Source organism: Streptomyces sp. NPDC002032, from assembly GCF_042890765.1.
GTDB lineage: Bacteria > Actinomycetota > Actinomycetes > Streptomycetales > Streptomycetaceae > Streptomyces.
This window is the reverse complement of record NZ_JBIASM010000017.1, coordinates 95815-114376: the sequence shown is the minus strand read 5'-3', so window position 1 is coordinate 114376 and position 18562 is coordinate 95815. Positions and strand designations below refer to the sequence as shown.

15 protein-coding genes are annotated in these 18562 nt (G+C 75.1%); 5 read left to right on the top strand and 10 right to left on the bottom strand.

Annotated features, from left to right (window positions below; genetic code table 11):
- The first annotated feature begins 132 nt into the window (after positions 1-132).
- The gene (locus tag ACFYYT_RS29960) at positions 133-1455 is read left to right on the top strand and encodes an MFS transporter (protein ID WP_388609893.1); all 1323 of its coding nucleotides are present in this window, start codon (positions 133-135) and stop codon (positions 1453-1455) included.
- 48 nt (positions 1456-1503) lie between these two features.
- The gene (locus ACFYYT_RS29955) at positions 1504-2850 is read left to right on the top strand and encodes an AI-2E family transporter (RefSeq protein WP_351822843.1); all 1347 of its coding nucleotides are present in this window, start codon (positions 1504-1506) and stop codon (positions 2848-2850) included.
- A gap of 53 nt (positions 2851-2903) precedes the next feature.
- Here ACFYYT_RS29955 and ACFYYT_RS29950 read toward each other — a convergent pair whose 3' ends face one another.
- Together ACFYYT_RS29950 and ACFYYT_RS29945 are read right to left on the bottom strand one after the other, a co-directional pair.
- A complete protein-coding gene (locus tag ACFYYT_RS29950) occupies positions 2904-3374 on the bottom strand; it encodes a hypothetical protein (protein ID WP_351822840.1) in 471 nt (156 codons plus the stop codon).
- Between the two features lie 209 nt (positions 3375-3583).
- Positions 3584-4714: an NADH:flavin oxidoreductase gene (locus tag ACFYYT_RS29945; protein ID WP_351822837.1), complete on the bottom strand. Its 1131-nt coding sequence runs from the start codon at positions 4712-4714 to the stop codon at positions 3584-3586.
- Between the two features lie 197 nt (positions 4715-4911).
- Here ACFYYT_RS29945 and ACFYYT_RS29940 point away from each other — a divergent pair, with 197 nt between their 5' ends.
- A complete protein-coding gene (locus ACFYYT_RS29940) occupies positions 4912-5358 on the top strand; it encodes a MarR family transcriptional regulator (RefSeq protein ID WP_351822928.1) in 447 nt (148 codons plus the stop codon).
- A gap of 47 nt (positions 5359-5405) precedes the next feature.
- Here the strand turns inward: ACFYYT_RS29940 and ACFYYT_RS29935 are convergent, their stop codons facing one another.
- From ACFYYT_RS29935 to ACFYYT_RS29905, 7 genes are all read right to left on the bottom strand, one after another.
- Positions 5406-10682 carry a tetratricopeptide repeat protein gene (locus ACFYYT_RS29935; RefSeq protein WP_351822834.1) on the bottom strand — a complete coding sequence of 1759 codons (5277 nt, stop codon included), beginning with the start codon at positions 10680-10682 and terminating at the stop codon, positions 5406-5408.
- Entirely contained in the window at positions 10679-11182 is a 504-nt protein-coding gene (locus ACFYYT_RS29930; RefSeq protein ID WP_351822831.1) for a hypothetical protein, read from the bottom strand. Before ACFYYT_RS29930 ends, ACFYYT_RS29935 begins: the two co-directional genes overlap by 4 nt.
- 103 nt (positions 11183-11285) lie before the next feature.
- The gene (locus ACFYYT_RS29925) at positions 11286-11522 is read right to left on the bottom strand and encodes a hypothetical protein (RefSeq protein ID WP_351822828.1); all 237 of its coding nucleotides are present in this window, start codon (positions 11520-11522) and stop codon (positions 11286-11288) included.
- Positions 11523-11659: 137 nt separating this feature from the next.
- Positions 11660-13051, bottom strand: a complete 1392-nt coding sequence (locus ACFYYT_RS29920; protein WP_351822825.1) for a HAMP domain-containing sensor histidine kinase — start codon at positions 13049-13051, stop codon at positions 11660-11662.
- Entirely contained in the window at positions 13048-13779 is a 732-nt protein-coding gene (locus ACFYYT_RS29915; protein ID WP_351822822.1) for a response regulator transcription factor, read from the bottom strand. The genes ACFYYT_RS29920 and ACFYYT_RS29915 overlap by 4 nt, the downstream gene beginning before the upstream one ends.
- 141 nt (positions 13780-13920) lie before the next feature.
- Positions 13921-14493 (bottom strand): hypothetical protein, encoded by a 573-nt coding sequence (locus tag ACFYYT_RS29910; protein ID WP_351822819.1) that lies wholly within the window; start codon positions 14491-14493, stop codon positions 13921-13923.
- A gap of 142 nt (positions 14494-14635) precedes the next feature.
- Positions 14636-15526 carry a CAP domain-containing protein gene (locus tag ACFYYT_RS29905; protein WP_351822816.1) on the bottom strand — a complete coding sequence of 297 codons (891 nt, stop codon included), beginning with the start codon at positions 15524-15526 and terminating at the stop codon, positions 14636-14638.
- Positions 15527-15843: 317 nt separating this feature from the next.
- On the opposite strand from ACFYYT_RS29905, the gene ACFYYT_RS29900 reads away from it, so the two are divergent.
- Together ACFYYT_RS29900 and ACFYYT_RS29895 are read left to right on the top strand one after the other, a co-directional pair.
- Entirely contained in the window at positions 15844-16857 is a 1014-nt protein-coding gene (locus ACFYYT_RS29900; RefSeq protein ID WP_351822813.1) for an SPFH domain-containing protein, read from the top strand.
- On the top strand, positions 16854-17753 hold the full coding sequence (locus ACFYYT_RS29895) for a hypothetical protein (protein ID WP_351822810.1): 900 nt from the start codon (positions 16854-16856) through the stop codon (positions 17751-17753). Before ACFYYT_RS29900 ends, ACFYYT_RS29895 begins: the two co-directional genes overlap by 4 nt.
- Positions 17754-17820: 67 nt before the next feature.
- Here ACFYYT_RS29895 and ACFYYT_RS29890 read toward each other — a convergent pair whose 3' ends face one another.
- The gene (locus ACFYYT_RS29890) at positions 17821-18465 is read right to left on the bottom strand and encodes an ATP-binding protein (protein ID WP_351822807.1); all 645 of its coding nucleotides are present in this window, start codon (positions 18463-18465) and stop codon (positions 17821-17823) included.
- Positions 18466-18562: the final 97 nt, after the last annotated feature.

Sequence of the window (18562 nt, the reverse complement as noted above, 5' to 3'; positions counted from 1 at the left end):
CTCACCTTAGAGAACAACCGCTGGTTGTGGCGGGACGGCAGGGCGGTTGTTTGACCTGCGGTTGTGCTGCTCGGTTAGCTCTCTCCGGTCAAGGTCGGTTGTGCGGGTGGGACGTCGAGGGGCGCGCTGGGCATGCGGGGCAGGAGAGCGTTGGGCCGCAGAACGTCGGGCCGCAGAGCGTTGGGCCGCCGGTTCGGCTGGCTGTGGGCGGCGTACGCGATCAGCGCGTACGGCTCAGGACTGGGGTTCGGGGCACTGCCGCTGATCGCCGTACTGGTGCTGCACTCCGGCCCCTCCGAGGTGTCCGCGCTGTCTGCGGTGGGGCCCGCGGTGGGCGCGCTGCTCGCGGTGCCGCTCGCGCCGTGGATGGAGTTCCGGCGCAAGCGTCCGGTCATGATCGTGATGGACCTGACCCGGTTCGCGGCCATGGCGACGATCCCCGCCGCCTACGCCTTCGGCCTGCTCGGCTTCGTCCAGCTGCTCGTGATCTCAGCCGTGGTCGCCGCGGCCAAGACCGGCTTCAACGCGGCTTCCGGCGCCTACCTCAAGGCCCTCGTCCGGCCGGACGACCTGGTCGTGGCCAACGCCCGCTTCGAGTCCACGAACTGGAGCTCCATCGCGGTCGGGCCACCGCTGGGCGGCGCGGCGATCGGCCTGTTCGGGCCGGTCACCACGGTGGTGGCCGACGCGCTCAGCTACCTGCTCTCCGCGCTGGGCATCGCCGCGATCCGGGGCGGCGAAGAAGCACCGAGGCCCGCCGGCGAGCGCCCGGCCCGGCCCGGCACGCTCCTCGACGGCTGGCGGCACATCGCGGGCGACCCCGGCCTGCGGGCGCTCTACCTCAACAACATGCTCGTCTCCGGCCTGATCATGGCCACCGAACCGCCCCTCGCGGTGCTCCTCCTGAGCCGGCTCGGCTTCCCGCCCTGGCAGTACGCCCTCGCCTTCGCCGCCCCCTGCCTCGGCGGACTCGTCGGCTCCCGGCTGGCCCGCCGCGTCCTGGCCCGCTACGGCCGGTACCGGGTCTTCCGTACGGTGGGCACCCTGCGCGCCGTCTGGCTCATCGGCCTGGCCTTCGTCGGTCCCGGCGTCGCCGGCCTCGTCACCGTGATGGCGGTCGAGCTGGCGATCATCGTCAACATGAGCCTGTACACCCCGGTGCTCGCCACCTACCGGCTCGAACGCACGCCCGGGCACCTCATCGCCCGCACCCTGACGGCCTGGTCCGTCGGCCAGCAGGCCGCCATCGCCGTCCTCACCGCACTCACCGGGCTGCTCGCCGCCGCCACCAGCCCGCGTACCGCCCTCCTGGCCGCGGGTCTGCTGATCCTGGCAACCCCGCTGCTGCTTCCCCGGCGCGACCAGATCCGGAGCCCGCTGCCGGCCCCGCTCCCGGCCCCGCTCCCGGACCGGCTCCCGGCCCCGCTCCCGAACCGACCGGGCGATACCGGCTGACGGAGCGGATCGAGGGCAGAAGGACAGCAATCCGGAGGGAGGTTCCCGATGCCAGGAATCCACAGATGGCTCGACCGCGTGAAAGAGAGCGCGACCGCGCTCGGCGAGCGGCGCGCCGAGGCCCAGGCGCGCCGCGAAGCGGAATACGGCGAGAGCGCCGAGGAGGAGCGGGCGGCGCAGGCCCGTCGCGCCCGCGCCGCCGCGCCCGATCCCGCCGCGGCGGTGCCCTGGGGCATCCGGGTGGCGGCCGAGGCGGGCTGGCGGTTCCTGGTGCTCGCGGCCACGCTGTGGGTGCTGATGCGGGTCATCGGCGCCGTCCGGCTGGTCGTCCTCGCCTTCGTCGTCGCCCTCCTGGTCACCGCGCTGCTCCAGCCGACGGTCGCCCGGCTGCACCGCCGCGGCCTGTCCCAGGGGCTGGCCACCGCGTTGACGGCGATCTGCGGGTTCATCGTGCTGGGTCTGGCCGCCTGGTTCGTGGTCTGGCAGGTGCTCGACAATCTCGACACCCTCTCGGGCCGCCTCCAGGAAGGCATCGAGGAACTGAAGAAGGGGCTCCTCAACAGCCCGTTCCATGTGACCGAGCAACAGATCAACGACGTCGCGAAGAACCTGAGCGATGCCATCGGCACCAGCACCAGCGAGATCACCTCCAAGGGCCTCCAGGGCGTGACCGTGCTGGTGGAGATCCTCACGGGCATGCTGCTGGCGATGTTCTCCACGCTCTTCCTGCTGTACGACGGCAAGCGCATCTGGCAGTGGACGCTCAAGCTGGTCCCGGCCGTGGCCCGGCCGGGCGTGGCCGGAGCCGGTCCGAGGGCTTGGCGCACGCTGACCGCGTACGTGCGCGGGACGGTGATCGTCGCCCTGATCGACGCGCTCTTCATCGGCGTCGGCATCTACTTCCTGGGGGTCCCGCTCGCCGTACCCATCGGCGTGGTGATCTTCCTGGCGTCCTTCGTGCCGCTGGTCGGCGCGGTGGTGTCCGGGGCCCTCGCGGTGGTCGTCGCCCTCGTGACCCAGGGCCCGTTCACCGCGCTCATGGCACTGCTGGTGGTGCTCCTGGTCCAGCAGATCGAAGGGCACGTCCTCCAGCCCTTCATCCTGGGGCGCGCGGTCAGGGTCCACCCCCTGGCCGTGGTCCTGTCCGTCGCGACCGGCGGTCTGGTCGCGGGGATCGGCGGCGCCGTCGTCGCCGTACCGCTGGTCGCCGTCGCCAACACGGTGATCGGCTACCTGCGCGCCTACGCGGGCGACGGGCCCCCGGCCGAGGACGGGACGCAAACACCGGCGCAGCCCGCGCCGGACACCGGACCGCAGGCCGGGCCGCAGACCGGGCCGGAGCCGGCACCGGCTCCTGAGCCGTCCACCGCCCCCGCCGCCGAGGGCCCCGCCTGAGGCGGCCGTCGGCCAGACCAGGCCGGGCCGGGCCGGGACCGACGCGCGCGCCGTCAGTAGCGCAGGGCGGTCCCGGTCTCGGCCTTCACGTCGCCCGAGAGGTTCCGGGTGCTGCGGGCGGTGCCCTCACCGGTCGCGCCGGGCGCCACGTCCGCGACGGTCACGACGACGGTGTCGAGCAGGTTGCCCCCGCCGTCGCGGAAGTTGACCTGGACGGCGAAGGACTTCTTGTCCGCGGCCGTGTTGGACACCGTCACGGGGACGGTGCTGCGCCCGTCGGCGTCCGGCTCGACCGCGCCGAGGATCACCTCGTTCTTCGCGTTCACCCCGTCCTTGACGCCGTCGAGCTTCTTCTTGGCCTCGGCCGCCGCCGAGTCCAGGTCCGCCCCGACCGACTGCACGGCCGACGCCGCTTTCGAGGCGACGTCGGACGGGGTGGTGCTGCCGTCGGAACACCCCGTCGCGCCGGCGGCGAGAGCCGCGAGGACGACCAGCGAGAGGGTGCGCATCCGCACACGGTTCATTCGGCTCTCCATCGAGCTCGGGCCGGCTGCCGCGGACGGGTGCCCGAGCGGGCCGGCGGGCGGGCGACGATCCACCGGAAGCGGACCGGCAACGCCATGATGGATCCGCGCACCGCGCGCGGGCGGCCCCGTGCGCCGGTGTCGCGGCGAACCCCACTGATGGCGCCGACCGCTCAGGAGCGGACCGCCCCCGGGCCGCCGGACACCGCCTAGTGGCTGAGCGACTTGAGGGCGGAGGCGTCGTACGGCTTCAGCTCCTCGAAGCGGTTGCCGAGGACCTTCGCCGCCCACTGCGGGTCCTGGAGTAGCGCCCGGCCGACGGCGACCATGTCGAACTCCTCGCGCTCCATGCGGTCCAGGAGGTTGTCGATGTCGCCCAGCGCCGCCCCCTCGCCCGCGAAGGAGCGGATGAAGTCGCCGTCGAGGCCGACCGAGCCGACGGTGATGGCCGGCCGGCCCGTCAGCTTCTTGGTCCAGCCCGCCAGGTTCAGGTCCGAGCCCTCGAACTCCGGGAGCCAGTAGCGGCGGGTGGAGGCGTGGAACGCGTCGACGCCGGCCGCCGCCAGCGGCGTCAGGATGGCCTCCAGTTCCTCCGGGGTCTGCGCGAGCCGGGCGTCGTAGGCCTCCTGCTTCCACTGCGAGTAGCGGAAGATCACCGGGAAGCCGGCCGAGACGCGTTCGCGGACCGCGGCCACGATCTCCACGGCGAACTTCGTCCGGGCGACCGCGTCGCCGCCGTAGGCGTCGGTGCGGCGGTTGGTGCGCTCCCACAGGAACTGGTCGAGCAGGTAGCCGTGGGCGCCGTGCAGCTCGATGCCGTCGAAGCCGATCCGCTCGGCCTCCGCGGCGGCGTCGGCGAACGCGCCGATGACGTCGTCGAGGTCGGCGCGGGTCATCGCCTTGCCGGTCCCCTCGGTGCCGTCGACGCGGATGCCGGAGGGGCCGACGGCGGGTGCCTCGGCGTACGGGGCCTCGCCCTGGTTGCGCACCATGCCTATGTGCCACAGCTGGGGCACGATCGTGCCGCCCGCCTCGTGCACGGCCGCGGCGACCTTCGCCCACCCCGCCAGCTGGTCCTCGCCGTGGAACCGCGGCACCCGGTCGCTCTGCCCGGCGGACGGGTGGCCGACGTAGGTGCCCTCGGTGACGATCAGACCCACGCCCGCGGCGGCCCGGCTGGCGTAGTAGGCCTGCACGTCCTCGCCGGGCACGCCGTCGGGGGAGAACATCCGCGTCATCGGGGCCATCGCGATGCGGTTGGGGACGGTCAGGCCGTTCAGCGTGACGGGCCGGGACAGGATCTCGGCCGCGCGGGAGGCGGTGGAGGTGGTGACGGTCATGCGGATCCTCCGGATTGAGGCGGTGGCTCGTCGGGTGGCAACGAGAAGTGCATAGTACACACGTTATGTATCATGCATATTGCAGCGCCCGTATCGCAGCGCCCGTACTACAGCGGCCCGCCCGGCCGCGGGTCGGAGATACTGGAGCGTCGGCGGAACGGGGAGGCACCGTGCTGGAGAAACTGGAGCGGGAGCTCATGCTGCTCTCGCGGCACCAGGTGCTCGCCCTGCGCGAGCGCGACCCCGCACGCCTGGAGCGGTCGGCGTACCTGCTGCTCAGCCGGATCGACACCCAGGGCCCCATGTCCATCGGACAGTTGGCGGAAGCCTTCGGGCTCGACACCTCGACCGTGAACCGCCAGACGGCCGCGCTGCTGCGCTGCGGACTGGCCGAACGCGTCGCGGACCCCGACGGTGGCATGGCCCGCAAGCTGCGCATCACCGCCGAGGGCGCGCGCCGGCTCCACGGGGACCGTGAGGTCAACCGCGCCTGCCTGGCCCGGGTGGTCGCCGACTGGTCCCCCGAGGAGGTCCGGGAACTGGAGGACGTCCTGGTCCGCCTCAACCGCAGCGCCGAGGCCCTCGAAGGCCGGTTCTGGCCGCGCACGGAGGAAGAGGCCTTCGACGCCGGCTCCGGCAGGTGAAACCGCTACCGGAATGAGCCTCCCGGAGACCGCCGACGCGGCCCGCCTCAGCCGCGGCGCAGCCAGCGGCGGCGGCCTGGGGCGCGGCCCAGGGCCCGCACGGCGATCCGGCGCTGCTGCGAGGCCACTTCCGCACCGCCCGCGTCGCCCAGCGCCCGGTACAGGGCGGTCGCCTCTTCGGTGATGCCGAGGGCCTCCTCGTACGAGCCGAGGTCGACGAGCGAGGCCCCGAGCAGCAGCAGCGCCTGCGCCTCGCGGGGCCGGTCCCCCGCCTGCCGGCAGGCCGTGAGCAGCGTCCCCAGCACGGGGACGGCCGGCTGCCGCCGTCCCGCCTCCAGCAGCCCGGTGACCAGCTGGAACAACGTCCGGATCTCGGCATCCCGCTCGCCGCCCGCCCCGTACGCGGCCGCGGCCTCCAGGCCGGCGGCCACGGCCCGGGCGAAGCCCCCCGTCCTCAGGTGCGCTTGGAGGAGGTTGCCCAGCGCCGAGGCCGCCGCCACCCCGTCCCCGAGCTCCCCGTACACCGCCGCGGCCCCCTCACAGGCCGCGGCCGCCTCCGCGGGCCGGTCCAGCCGCAGCAGCGTCGTGCCCAGGTGGTAGAGCGCCTGCGCCTCGCGGGGCCGGTCCCCCGCCGCCCGGTGGAGGACCGCGGCCCGCCCGCACGCGGTGACGGCCTCCTCCCAGCGCTCCAGCTCCAGCAGGCCCCGGCTCAGATTGAGCAGCGCACTGGCCTCGACGACGGGCACCTGCGCCGCCCGGAAGAGCTCCACGGCCCGCCGGTTGACACCGACGGCCTCCTCGAACCGGCCCAGGTCCAGCAAGGCGCCGCCCAGCGCGTACAGCGACAGGGCTTCCCCCTCGCCGTCGCCGTCCCCCCGGCAGAGCTCCGCCGAACGCCGCCACGCGTCGACGCACTCCTGAGGCCGCCCGGCCGACTCCAGCGCCGCGCCCAGTTCCCGCAGCACCTTGGCCTCGTGCGGGCCGTCGCCCGCCGCCCGGTACAGCGCGACGGACCGCGAGCACAGGCGTACGGACTCCTCGGACCGGCCGTGCCTCTCGTGGAACATGCCCAGGTGGGCCAGGGCCAGGGCCTCGCCGGGGCCGTCGCCGAGCTCCCGGCAGAGCTCCGCGGCCCGCTGGAGGGCCGCCGCCGCCTCCGGATCGTCGGCCTCGCCGAGGGTGGTGCCGAGTTCGCCCCGCGCCCGCATCTCCGCCGCGCGGTCGCCCGCCCGGCGGGAGGCATCGGCGCTCGCGCGCAGGGCCCGTACGGTCTCGTCCCCGCGGCCCAGGGCGCGCAGCGCGGCCGTGAGCCGCTCCAGGGCCATGCCCTCGCTCTCGGCGTCACCGGCTTCCCGGTGGAGCGCCGCGGCGCGTTCGAGGACGTCCACCGCCTCTTCGAAGCGGTCGGCCGCGACGAGGGAGGTGCCGAGGCCGTACAGCGCCGGGGCCTCGCCGGGGCGGTCGGCCGCGGCCTGGCAGATCACGAGCTCCTGCCGGTAGGCGGCGGCGGACTCGGCGAAGCGGTACACGGCGAAGAGGGCGATGGCCAGGCCGTGCAGCAGGACGCGCTCGCGGTCGCGGTCGCCCGCCTCCCGGTAGCGGGCCAGGGCGCGTTCGGCGGCGCCGACGGCCTCTTCGTACCGTCCTGCCCTGATCAGGGCCTCGTGGACGTTGGCCAGCGCATCGGCCTCGCCCTTCGGGTCGGCCGCTCCGCGGAAGTGGGCGGCGGCCCGCTCCCCGGCGGCGACGGCCTCCTCCCAGCGGCCCGTGTGCGCGCGGGCGCCGGCGAGATTGGTCAGGGCCTCCGCCTCGCCCTCCGCGTCGCCGCTCTCGCGGAAGCGGGCCGCCGCCCGTTCACTGGCCTCGGCGGCCTCCTCGTACCGCTCGGCGCGTACGAGGTCGGTCCCGAGCCGGAAGAGGGCCCGCCCCTCCAGGGCGGGCTCGTCGGCGTCGCGGAACAGGGCGGCGGCCCGTTCGTGGGCCTCGGCGGCCTCGGCGTACCGCCCGGTGCGGGACAGGGCGTCCCCGAGGTTGAGGCGGGAGTCGGCCTCGTGGCGATGGTCGCCCCCGGCCTGGTAGATCTCCGCCGCCTGCCCGCTCGGGAGGACGGACTCGGCGGCCCGGCCCATGGCCAGGAGCGCGTTGCCGTGGTTGTGGAGCGGCTGTGCCTGCCGGGCGCCGCCGGCCCCCTCGAAGACGGCCGCCGCGCGGGCGCTCACCTCGGCGGCCCGGCCGAATTCCCTGCCGGCGGTCAGGGCCTGGCTCAGATTGGTGAGCGCCGCCGCTTCGAGGAACCCGGCGCCGGCCTCCCGGAAGAGGCCCGCCGACCGTTCGAAGGCGTCGACGGCCTCCCCGGTCCTCCCGTCCTCGATGAGGGTTCGGCCGAGGTTCAGCAGGGCCCCGGCCTCGCCGATCGGGTCGCCGGAATCGGCGTAGTGGGCGGCGGCCCGCCCGCTGAGCGCCGCGGACTCCCGCGGCCGGCCCATGTCGTGCAGCGCACGGCCGAACTCGTTGAGGACGTTCGCCGCCCGGCGCACGTCACCGGCGTTGCGGTAGGCGTCCGCGGCCCGTTCGCAGGCGGCGACGGACTCGTCGACGCGCCCCACCGAGGTGAGGGCCCAGCCGAGGTCGCGCAGCGAGCGGGCCAGGTCCGGGAGGTCCGTGGCCGGATGCGCCTCGGCGAGGCGCTGGTACAGCTCGGTGGCCTGCCGCGTGGCGGCCAGGGACTGCTCCCGGCGGTCTCCGGCGGCCAGCTGCCGCCCGAGGTCGCCCAGTACGCGGGCCCGTTCGGGGGAGGTGATGGTGGGGTTCGCCTCGGCCAGCTGCCGGTAGAGGTCGGCGGCCTCCTCCGTCGCGGCCAGCGCCCGCCCGGTACGGCCCACCGCCTCCAGCTGCCGGCCGAGCCCGCTCAACGCCAGGGCCAGACCGGCCCGGTAGGCCCCGGGGTGCTGCTCGAACAGCCGCCGCTGGAGGGCGACGGCCTCCTCGGCCGGGGCGAGGGCCTCGGCCTCTACGGCCGTCCCGCTCAGGAAGTTCCCCAGGTTGATCAGCGCCTTGGTCAGCTCCGGCTGGAACGCCGCCGGGTTGGCCCGGCTGAGGCGGCGGTACAGCTCGACGCTCTCGCGGGTCGCGGCCAGCCCCTCCTGCGGGTGGCCCGCCAGGGCGGCCACGTGTCCGAGGTTGACGAGGGCCCCGCCGAGTTCGTGGCCGCGGGCGGCGGGACCGGCTTCCGCCAGCCGCCGTTCCAGGGCGAGGGCCTCCCGCAGCAGGGGCAGCGCCTCCTCGTGGCGGCGTACGCCCGACAGTCCCAGACCGAGGTTGTTCAGGACCGCCGCCAGGGTGCCCCGGTGCCGCTGGGGGTCCTCCCGGGCGAGGTCGCGGCAGAGGGCCAGCGCCTCCTGGGTGACGGCCAGCGCCTCCTCGCGGCGGTCGTGGGCGTTGAGCCGCGCGCCCAGACTCATCAGCGAGCCCACCAGGACGTCCCGGTCCGCCCGGGACGACGCCGCGGCCAGTGCGCGGCTGAGGGCGGTGGACTCCTCGGCGGCGGCGAGCGCCTGCTCTTCGAGGCCGGTGGCGGCGAGCCGGTTGCACAGGTCGGTGAGCGCGTCCGCCAGAGCGCGCCGGTGGCGCGGGTCCTCGTCGGCCACCAGCCGGCGCAGCCGTACGGCCTCCCGGGAGGAGGCGAGGGCCTCCTCCCGGCGTCCGGCGTAGCCGCGCCGCAGCGCCAGCGTCCCGTGCAGCCGGGCCAGCCGGACGGGATCGGCGGTGGCGGCCAGGCGCCGGGCGATCAGGACCTCTTCGACCGCCAGGATCCCGGCGTCCAGGTCGGCGTGACGGCCCTCCGGGAAGCGGGCCTCGACCGCCTCCAGGACGGACAGCAGCCCGGCGTCGGCCCGGTCGTCGTACGGGGTCGAACCGCCGATCTCGGACAGCGCCGTCAGGGCCGGTCCGCCGGCCTCCAGGACGACGCCGGGATCGGCCAGCAGCAGCGGGTACAGCACCTTGCGGCCCATGTGCGCCCAGCGGGCGGCGGCGGAGGCGAGCACCGTGACCGCGCGCGGCGCCACCAGGGGCCGGAGCCTGCTCTCCTGCGTCAGAGCGGCCGGGACCTCCAGGGTCCACGGATCGGGGTCGTCGCCCGTGACGTCGTGCCCCGGCGTCAGCAGGCTGAGGAAGTCCTCCGCGAGCCGGTCGGGGTAGAGCGGTTCCAGGACCAGCTCGCGGTCGGCGGGCGGGTAGCAGAAGCGGTGGTCCACGAGGAGTTCCTGCGGGTCGCCCGGCACCTCCACCGCTCTGAGGGCCCTGGTCCCGGCGCGGTGGCCGACCGCCCCCGTGAGGGCGGCCGTGAACACCGCTTTGGCCATGGTGGCCGGGCGGGTCCGGAAGTCCTGTCCGTGCACCCCGGCCTCGGAGAGCCGCTGCCAGGCGAGGCGCTCGCGGTCCAGGAGGTACGCCGACAGCTCGTGCGGCCGGCCGGGCGGCCGGGCCCCGCGCGCATGGGCGTCGACGGCGGCGAGGGCGGCCATGTGCAGGGTCAGGGTCAGCCCGAACTCACGGTGTTCCAGGAGCCCGGGCGGCCGTATGCCCGCCGCGTCACCGCAGCCGTACAGATCGGACGCGGCGTAACGGTCCCGGGCGGCGGTGAACATGCGCGGCCGGTCCGCGTCGAGGTCCGGCAGGAGCAGGTCCGCCGCGGCGGCCCGCCGCTCGGCGAGCGCACCGCGCAGCGCCGCGAACCAGCGGACGGTCCGGCCGACCAGCAGCACGCGCGCCGGGAGCCGCTGGTGCAGCACCGGTTCGGACAACAGGCGTTCCAGCTCGCTGTGCACCCACCGGTCGGCGTAGTCGACGACGAGGAGCACGCCCGCCGCGTCGTCGGGGGAGGCGGTGGTCCCCGGGTCGGCGGGGGAGAAGCCGGTGGCGGCCCCGCGGAACCCCGCCTGCAATACGTGCCAACGCCGCCCGGCCGGGCGCGCCGGGTGTCGGGAGCGTTCGGCGAACTCGGTGGCGAGGCGCGTCTTGCCCTGCCCGCCGGGGGCGTGCAGCAACAGCACCGACAGCCGGGACCCCCCGGCGTCCCGCCACTCCTCCAGCCGGTCCAGCTCGGCCTCGCGGCCCGTGAAGGGCACGACGTGTGCGCGTGCGTCGAGCAGCCGGCTGGGCTGGGCCATCAGCCAGGCCGCGTCGGGGGCGACCGGGACGGGCAACTCCTCGACGGTGGGCAGGCGGGCACCGAAGTAGTTGTTGACCGTCGCCGTCGCGTACGGCCCCTGGGCCCCGGCGGCGCCGGGCGCCACCCGCTGTTCGTACCGGTGCTGCGTCACGACGGGCCGGGGACGCCGGGCACGTGGTGGTGGTGATGCACCGTCACCGTGGCCCCCGGGCCCTGCGCGCCGCCACCGCCGTTGTCCACCCACTGGTTGTAGACGGTGTTCCCGCGCCGGGCCAGCGCCTGCGCGAGGGCGTCGATCTGCCCGTCCGCGGCCGCGTTCCCGGCGAGTACCTGCCGCAGCAGCTCCTCCACCTCGTCCGCGCGGTGCGCGTTCGCCTCCAGGACCGCCGCGAGCCGCGCGGCCAGGAGGTCGACCACCGCGCGTTCGCCCTGGGCGTCACCACGCTCGCGGGCCGCGACGACCGTCGCCCGGGCCTGCTCCAACTCCCGCTCGGGCTCCCGCTCCGGCTCCCGGCCGGCGCCCTGCGCGGGTCCCGCCAGCCCCAGCAGCCGGGCGCAGCCGCCCTTGACGTGCCCCCAGGCATCCGTGGTCATGGCGGCGACGAGCGTGGTCGCGGCGGTGGCGGCGACGGTCACGACGGCAGGATCCACAGCGTTCTCCTCCCCCGGGGGGCCCGTGCTCCCCTGGAACACCAGTGTGCCTTCCGGCCGGTGACCGCGGGGGCGAACCTGACGGCCGCCACCGTGGCGGGGATCACTCTCCGTAGAAGTCGGGCTCGATGTTCCCGAGCCGCACGTCGAGTTCGTAGGCGAGCTCCGCCGCGCGGGCGCGGTGTTCGGCGACGGGGCTCGCGGCCAGGGCCCGGTGGGCCTGCGCCAGCTCCTCGGTGCTCATCGTGTACATGTCCGCGCGCGCCCACGCCGCGCGCTGCGCCGCCTGCCGTTCCGGCGGGAGCCGCTCGAACGGGATGTCGGCGTCTTCCTCGTACATCGTCCCTCCCTCAGGGGCGTGCGGGCCGTTCCGGTCGCTCCGGTCGTTCGGCTCCGCGGCCACCGTCAGGTTGTAGCAGTCGTCCCCGGAGGTGCGCAGGCACTCCGGGATCTCCCGCCGGGCGGCGGGGGCCGGGCTCAGCGCCTGCGGCGCCGGGACAGGCGCGAGCGGTGGCCGGACGGGGGCGGCGCGGCCAGGGTGAAGGTCACCGCGATGTGCGCCCCGCCGAGCGGCCCGCGCGTGACGCGCACCGAACCGCCCGTCGCGGTCGCGGCCCGCCGCGCGATGTCGAGGCCCAGCCCCGTGGAGCCGGTGCTGCTGCCGCGCGAAAGGGCCCGGTCCGGTTCCGGGATGCCCGGTCCGCCGTCCTCCACGACCAGTTCCACGGCCTGCGCCGTGCGGACGACGGCGACACCGAACGCGGTCCCCTCCGGAGTGTGGCGGAAGACGTTGCCGATGAGGGCGTCCACCACGGCGGCGACGTCGTCGTCCGAAAGGCCGATGCCGGTGGGCTCCTGGGTGATGTCGAGGCTGCAAGAGCGGTTCTGCTGCTCCGCCAGGACCGCCCAGAAGGCCGTCCGGCGGCGGACGACCTGCGCCGCCTCGCTGCGCGGGCCCGCACCCCCCGGCCCGCCGCTCCCGCGCCCCGGCGGCGGTTCCGTACCACCGAGCAGGCCCTGCCCCATGGGGCCGACCGCGAGCGGGGTGCGCGCCGCGGCGATGATGGCCCGCAGCTCGGTCTCCAGCTCGCACACGGCCGCCTCGACCCTGGCCGACTCCGGTGTGCCCGCCATCCGTTCGGAAGCCAGGTGCAGCGCGGTCAGCGGGGTGCGCAGCCGGTGCGAGAGATCGGCGACGAGTTCGCGCTCGACGGCGAGCAGCTCGTTCATGCGCTGCGCCATCGCGTTGAAGGCGACCCCCGCGTCCCGCAGTTCCCGGGGGCCCATGGGCTCCACGCGGGCGTCCAGGTCGCCCAGCCCGAGCGCGCGCGAGGCCTGGGCGAGCCGCCTGGACGAGCGGACCACCTTGGCCCCGAGCCGGTCGGCGACCAGCACGGAACCGGCGATCAGCCCGACGGCGAGGAAGCACATCACTGCCCATGACTCGGCCACCCCCCGGGTGAGTTCCGCCTCGGGCACGAAGTTCTCGATGACGGCGACCTTGTCGCCCGGCAGCACCACGGGCTGGAGGCAGACCCACCCGCCGGGGACCGCCTGCGAGATCGACTCCCGCCCCCGCTGCGCCCGTTCGAGCAGCGCGGCCGGAGCCTTGGAACGCCCCAGGGGCCCCGCCCCGGGCAGGTGCACGACCAAGTGGTCGGCGGCGTCCAGGCCCGCCGCGGACTCCCGCAGCGCGTCCGGATCCGTCGTCAGGGCGAGCACCGGCGCCATGGCCGCGCCGCGCTGCTGGGCCGCCGTCACACCCTGCTCCTTGACCAGCGACATCACCAGCGCGCCGAGCGGTATGAGGAAGGACAGGGCGACCATGGAGGTCACGGCGAGCGCTACTCCGGCCAGGGAACGTCTCAACGCGGTGCCACCAGCTTGATGCCGACCCCGCGCACGGTCAGCAGATAGCGCGGGGCCGCCGCCCGTTCGCCGAGCTTGCGGCGCAGGGACGACAGGTGCACGTCGACGGTCTGGTCGTCCACGTACGGCTCGCGCCACACCTCGGCCAGCAGCCGGCGTTTCGAGACGACCTGGCCGGTGTGGTGCGCGAGGAACGCCAGCAGGTCGAATTCCCGCCGGGTCAGACGCAGCTCCTGCCCGGCCAGGTACGCGGTGCGCGCGCCCGGGTCCACCGCCAGCTCGCCGACGACGGTCGCACGCAGCGGCTCGCCCCCCTGCGGGGGCGCCGCCCCGGCCGCGTGCCCGGCGGCGGCGGACACGGACACCCCGCCGGTGCGCCGCAGCACGGCGGAGAGGCGGGCGAGGAGCTGCCCCCCGGAGAAGGGTTTGACCAGGTAGTCGTCGGCGCCCGCGTTCAGGATGGCGATGATTTCGGACTCGTCGTCGCGGGCGGTGGCCACCAGCACCGGTACGGAGGAGATGCCGCGGATCATGCGCAGGGCGTCCCCGCCGTCCAGATCGGGCAGTCCGAGGTCGAGGACCACCGCGTCCACGGGAGCCTGCGTGACCTCGCGCAGCGCGCCGAAGCCGTCGGCGGCGCTGCGCACGGCGTACCCCTGCTCGGCCAGGACCTCGATCAGCGACTGGCGGATGCTGGGGTCGTCTTCCACGACCAGGACGCTCGGCATGCGGACACCTTAGAGGCTCGGCGGGGTGGTGACGTGGACAGGTCACGGTCACGGCCACGGCCACGGCCACGGTCACGGTCACGGTCACGGCACGACGAAGGCCGGGCCGTCCCGCCGTCCCGCCGTCCCGCCGTCCTGCCGTCAGAAGGAGGTCTCGCGGACGCTCGCCTTGGCGGACGGTGTGATCGTCGCCGTGATCTCCGAGCGGTGGCCGTCGCCGCTGAAGGTGACGGTGAGCGTGTCGTCGGAGGTCTGCGAGGTCGTCGTCCTGAAACCGAGGCCGGGGACCGCGGAGATCAGGCACACGCCCCGGCTCCCGTAACGGACCGTGACCTTGCCGCCCCGCGAGGGGACGGAGTGCAGACCGGCCCCGCCCTCCTCGCAGTCGACATCGGGGCGGGGCGCGGCGGTCCGGGGGGCGTCCGCCGTGGCCTTGGCGGGGGTGGGGGAGGGGGAGGGGGAGGCAGAAGGGGACGGCTGCGTCACGGTCGGCGAAGGGCTCGGGGAGGGGCTCGCGGACGGAGAGGCCTGTTCGGGCCCGGGGCTGCCCGCCTGCCAGGCGGGGGGCGTGTCGATGACGACCGGGGCGGAACGCGCGCCGGGGGGCTTGTGGCTGGTCGACCCGACCACGAACTGGACCGTGGCGAGCACGGCGGTCACGCTGGCGGCCGTGCACGACAGCCATATGAGCAGGTAGCGCGGAGTCCGGGGCACGGGCCCATAGTGGCCGACGCACGCCACACCGCGTAACCGGCTCCGCCGCCCCGCCCACGGCGAAGGCGGCGGACGCCGCGGGTGAACGCCGACGCCCCCTGGCCGCAAGGGGAGGGGGCGTGGGGGAGGACGTGCCCAGGGGTTACCTGGGGGTGCCGAAGTCCTGCGTCCACCAGGGGCCGCCGTCGCCCTTGTGGACGCCGATGCCGATCTCCTTGAAGGAGCAGTTGAGGATGTTGGCGCGGTGGCCGGAGCTGTTCATCCAGGCCGACATGACCGCATCGGCGTCGCTCTGTCCGCGGGCTATGTTCTCGCCCAGGCCGGACCACTTGTAGCCGGCCGCCTCGATCCGGCTCGTCATGGTGGACCCGTCGGGCCCGGTGTGGGACATGACCCCGCTGCGGGCCATCGTGTCGCTGTACGCCCGCGCCGCGGAGCTCAGCTTCGCGTTGGTCGTCAGGGGCCCGCAACCGGCGTTGGCGCGCTCCTTGTTGACGAGGGCGAGCACCGCGGACTCGGCGTCCGCGTTGACGGAGCCGGAGCCGGAGCCGGAGCCGGAGCCGGACCCCCCGGTGGAGCCGCCGGAGCCGCCGGAGCCCTTCGTGGCGGTGGAGCCCTGGGCCGGCTTGGCCGGCCGGTCGCCCGTGGAGGTGTCGGGCGCGCTCTTGGGCTGCGCTGCCTCGTCGGGGGCGGCCGTACCGGACGGGCCGGCACTGGCGCTCGTACTGGCGCCGGCGCCGGCACTCGCGCTGGGGCTGGCACTCGCGCTCGCCGAAGCCGAAGCCGAAGCCGAGGCGCTGCCGCTCGGAGCCGGGCCGTCGGCGCCCGTCTCCGGCGCCGAGGACGCCGCCCCGGAGGCGGCTGCGGCCGCCTGCGGCTCCGTACGGCCGTCACCACCCGAGTCGGCCACCGCGACCCCCACCGCCACCGCCGCGGCGGCCGCGGTGACGGACAGCACGATGCGCGTGCGCGCCGTCTTCTTCCGGCGGGCCTCGGTGCGGGACGTGTTCGCGGGGGTTCGGCTGCGGCTCATGCCGGTAACACCTCACTGGAGAGGGGGCGGGGAGTACGGCCGAGCCTAGGCCGATGACCAGGGCGAGGAGCGCCACGGAAGGGGTTCTTCAGGTTCCCCTAAGGAAGCCCGCAGGATCGACGCAGGGATGATCACGACATAGCCGCCAACTCGCCCCGGGAGCCGTCACGCTGAGTGCCACCGCCGCGAGGGTGGACCGGGTGTGCCCGCGCCCCGGCCGCCGCGACCGCAGCTCCACGCGGACCTTCTTCTCGTCCCCTTGACGATATGAAGGCGCCTGGTTATCGTCGCATTGACGAAATCAAGGGGGTTCCGCCATGGCCGACATCACCCGGCGCTTCGGCTGGCGTCATCTGCGCTCCGCGCCCACCGCCCACATCCGCCACCACAAGCGCGGCGAACTCGTCCACGACGGGCGGGGGCTCAGCTTCTGGTACCGGTCGCTGTCGGCGGCGCTCTCCGAAGTGCCGGTCGACGACCGGGAGCTGGCCATGGCGTTCCACGCCCGTACGTCCGACTTCCAGGACGTCACCGTGCAGGCCACCGTCACCTACCGGGTCACCGACCCCGCCGCGGCCGCGGACCGGCTCGACTTCTCCGTCGATCCGGACACCGGAAGCTGGCGCGGCGCACCCCTGGAGCAGATCGCCACCCTGCTCACCGAGACCGCGCAGCAGCACACCCTGGACGTACTGGCCCGGACCCCGCTGGCCGTCGCCCTCGTGGACGGCGTCGCCTCCGTACGCGCAAGGGTCACCTCCGGTCTCGCCGCCGAGCCCAGACTCCCGGCCACCGGCATCGAGGTGGTGGCCGTACGGGTCGTGGCGATCCGCCCCGAGGCCGAGGTGGAGCGCGCCCTGCGCACCCCGGCCCGCGAGCAGATCCAGCAGGAGGCGGACCGGGCCACCTACGAACGGCGGGCCGTCGCCGTCGAGCGGGAACGCGCCATCGCCGAGAACGAGCTGGCCAGCCAGATCGAACTGGCCCGGCGCGAGGAGCAACTGGTCGAGCAGCGCGGCATCAACTCCCGCCGCGAGGCCGAGGAGCAGGCGGCGGCGGACGGCGTGCGGACGGAGGCCGAAGCGGCCCGCAAGGTCCGCCTCGCCCGCGCCGACGCCGAGGCGGCCCGCGAGACGGGCGCGGCGCGCGCCGAGGTCCAGGCCGCCTGGCTGCGCGTGCACGACGAAACCGGCCCGGGCACGCTGCACGCCCTGGCGGCGACCCGGCTGGCGGAGAACCTGCCGCGGATCGAGAGCATCACGCTCTCCCCCGACGTCCTCACCGGGCTCCTCACCAGGCTCGGACGTCCGGAAGGCGGCGCGGGCGCGTGAGCCTGGCCCCGCGCGCGGTGCTCGTCCACCGCCGGACCGAGTACGAGGAACTGCTCGCCCGGCACGGGACGCACGGGCAGGCCGCGTTCTTCCTCACCAGCCGGGGCCGGTCGATCGACGAGGTGGTCCGCCGCCACGAACGCACCCGGCAGGCGCTGCGGGAGGTGGCGGCGGCGGTGCCGCTCACCTGGCGCAGCTCCCGGGTGGAGCGGGCGGACCTGGACCGCTTCCTGTTCGCCCCGGAGGACGTGGTCGTCGTGGTCGGCCAGGACGGGCTGGTCGCCAACACCGCGAAGTACCTGAGCGGACAGCCGGTGGTGGGCATCGACAGCGACCCGGGGCGCAACCCCGGGGTCCTGGTCCGCCACCGCTGCGCGGACGCCTCCGCCCTGCTGCGTGCGGCGACCGCCGCCGGGGGCCGGGCGCAGGAGCTGACCATGGTCGAGGCCGTCGCCGACGACACCCAGCGGCTGCTCGCGCTGAACGAGATCTACCTGGGCTCGCCCGGCCACCAGACGGCCCGCTACCGCCTCGCCTGCGACGGCGAGGAGGGCCCGGGGGAGGCCCAGGCGTCCTCCGGGGTGCTGGTGGGCACCGGCACGGGCGCCACCGGCTGGCTGCGCTCCCTGTGGCTGGAGCGCGGCGGCGGCACCGGGCTGCCCGCCCCCTGCGATCCGCGGCTCCAGTGGTTCGTGCGCGAGGCCTGGCCCTCGCCGACGACCGGTACGACGAAGGTCGCCGGTGAGCTGGGGCCGGGTCAGGGCCTGCGGCTGACCGTGGAGTCGGACCGGATCGTGGTCTTCGGCGACGGGATGGAGAGCGACGCCATGGAGCTGACCTGGGGCCAGAGCGTACGGCTGGCCGTCGCGGAAACCTCCCTGCGCCTGGTGACCTGAGCCGCCGCCGGCCACGGGCCCGCGCGGGCGCGGACGGACGGGGCGGACGGCGGGGGCGGGCCCGCTCTCACCGCACCGGCCGGTCCCCCGCGCCCCGTTGGTCGTCGAGGCGGACCTCCAGGCCGGGCCGGTTCGCGGTCCACCGCGTCAGATCCTCCGCGGACAACCACCCCGGCGGCCGGAGCGCCCCGGCCGGGAGGAAGTGGACGAGCGTTCCCGTGGTTCCGTCGGCATCAAGGGGAATCAGGCCGGTCACCGGAACCCCGTGCTCGTAGCGCCGGCTCCAGGCCCCGTCGCGGCGGCGGTTGGTATGGATCAGCCACTCGCTGAGCGCCGCCACGACGGACATGCCCCGCCGCGGATGCCCGTCCGGAAGCCGCTCGGCGTCCGGGGCGTCGAAGAACCGCAGGTCCTTCGTCGCCATCACCGGCTTCCGCACGGTCCGGCCCCGCTCGTCGACGCGCGTGTCGGTGCCCCGTCCGTTGTCCGCCACCGACACGGAGCCGTCGTCGTGCAGGGTGATCAGGCAGCGGCCCCCCGGCCGACCCGATGCCTCATCGACGGCGTAGGCGAGGACTTCGAGGACGAGATGCCCCGGGCCGCCGGGAGCGAACTCCTGCGGCGCCCGGCGAATCCGGGCGAGATGGGCCAGGTCCACCTCACGGGCCCAATCGTGGGTGGTGTTGGTCCAGCCGCTCCTTGATCCATCCATCCCGCGAGTATCGGCCACCCCGACGCGGTTCGGCGATCTGGTCGGTGTCGCGCGCCGGCTCCGTGCCCAAAACCGGTTGGCGGACCGCGAAGGCCGT